This is a genomic window from Rhizobacter sp. P2_H2 (genome assembly GCF_056403375.1).
This window is the reverse complement of sequence record NZ_JBFUFP010001048.1, coordinates 1-1861: the sequence shown is the minus strand read 5'-3', so window position 1 is coordinate 1861 and position 1861 is coordinate 1. Positions and strand designations below refer to the sequence as shown.

Sequence of the window (1861 nt, the reverse complement as noted above, 5' to 3'; positions counted from 1 at the left end):
GGTGTCGATGTCACCCGAGAACATCTGCACCTGGCTCAGCTGCCCGTACAGCGTCGCGCGCACCAGCCGCCGTGTGCGGTTCGACGGGTCGGCGGCTGCCAGCTCGTCGGCCACCGCGACGCCGGCGCGCAGCGTGCGCTCGGCCTCGGGGAACTTGCCGGTGAAGCCGAGCACCGCGCCTTCGCGCTGGTGCACGACCGCCGCCTCCTGCTGCGCGTCGCGGTACACCGCGTCGTGCGGTGGCGGCCCGGCCAGCACCGGCGCCAGCAGCTCGATCGCGCGACCGTAGCTCTTGAGCGCGGCTTGCGGATCGCCCAGGCTCGCCAGCCCCGGCCGGCCCTGGATGTCGCCGATGTTGCGGTAGCCGTTCGCCAGCTCGATCTGCAGCGCCGGTTCGTGCTGCGCCTCGGGCGCGATGCCCTCGAGGTAGGCGAGCCCGTTCTCGACCAGCAGCTTGCGCGCCGGCGTGGAGCCCGGCAGCACGCGGATCGCGTCGTGCATCGGGATCATCATCGAGCTGGCCAGCTTGCGCACGCTCGCGAAATGCCGCTCCGCGCGTTCGCGCTGGCGCTGCGCCTCCCAGGCCTGGTAGCCGGCGAAGGCGATGCCGGCGAGCAGCGCCAGGTTGGCCAGCATCACCGCGCCCACCGCGGCACGGTGGCGCAGCACGAAGCGGCCGGCCCGGTAGCTCCACGCCCCGCGGCGCGCCTGCACCGGCAGGCCTTCGAGGTGGCGGAACAGGTCGTCGGCCATCGCTTCGGCCGAGGCGTAGCGGTGCAGCGGATCCTTGCGCAGCGCCTTCATCACCACCGCATCGAGGTCGCCTTCGAGCTGGCGCCGCAGGGTGCGCGGTGCATCGCCGGGCGCGCGGCTCGGGCGCAGCGGTTCGGTGTCGCAGATGGCGCGCGTCAGCGCATACGGGTCGTCGGTCGCCCGGCCGTAGGGGCTGGCCTGCGTCAGCAGGCGGTACAGCACCACGCCGAGCGAGTAGATGTCGCTGGCCGCGGTGACCGGTTCGCCGCGCACCTGCTCGGGGCTCGCGTACTCGGGCGTCAGCGCGCGCAGCGCGGTGGTGGTGCGATCGGCGGCGGGCGCGTCCAGGCGCTTGGCGATGCCGAAGTCGACGAGCTTCACGACGCCGTCGCGCCCGACCAGGATGTTGCCGGGCTTCAGGTCGCGGTGCACCACGCCTTGCCGGTGCGCATGGTCGACCACCAGGCAGAGGCTGCGGAACAGGCGCAGCCGCTCGGCCAGCGGCAGCGCGTGTTCGGCGCACCAGGCGTCGATCGGCACGCCGCCGTCGACCAGGTCCATCACGACGTAGTGCAGGCCTTCGGGCGACACGCCGGCGTCGAGCAGCTTGGCCAGGTTCGGGTGGTCGAGCGCGGCGAGGATGCGCCGCTCGGCATGGAAGCGGTCGAGCAGGAAGCGCGTGTCGGCGCCTTCGCGCACGATCTTCACGGCGACCTGCTGCTCGTACTGCCCGTCGGCCCGTTCGGCGCGGTAGACCTCGCCCATGCCCCCGCGGGCGATCAGGGCCAGCAGCCGGTAGTCGCCCACGCGCTGGCCGCTGGCATCGTGCGGTGCCGCGGCGGCCTCGGCCGACAGCGCATCGAGCAGGCCCGCCGCGGGCGACCGGTCGAGCGGGCCGGTGCCTTCGGCCGCCGCGACCAGCGATTCGAGCTCGGCGCGCAGCGCGGGATCGTCGGGGCAGGCGAGGGCGATCCAGCGCCTGCGTTCGCCAGGTGGGCGCTCGAGCGTGTCGGCCAGCAGCTCCTTCAGGCGCTGCCAGCGCTCGCGATCGAGGGTCATGGGCAGGTCGGGCGCGGGATCGTGCGCGGTGTGGCAAGCGGTGTCGCCG

At 73.8% G+C, this 1861-nt stretch carries 1 protein-coding gene; it reads right to left on the bottom strand.

Going from position 1 to position 1861, the window contains the following annotated elements:
• On the bottom strand, nt 1-1812 hold a 1812-nt coding region (locus AC1D15_RS29855), incomplete at its 3' end, for a serine/threonine-protein kinase (RefSeq protein WP_477828873.1).
• Nucleotides 1813-1861 lie beyond the last annotated feature (49 nt).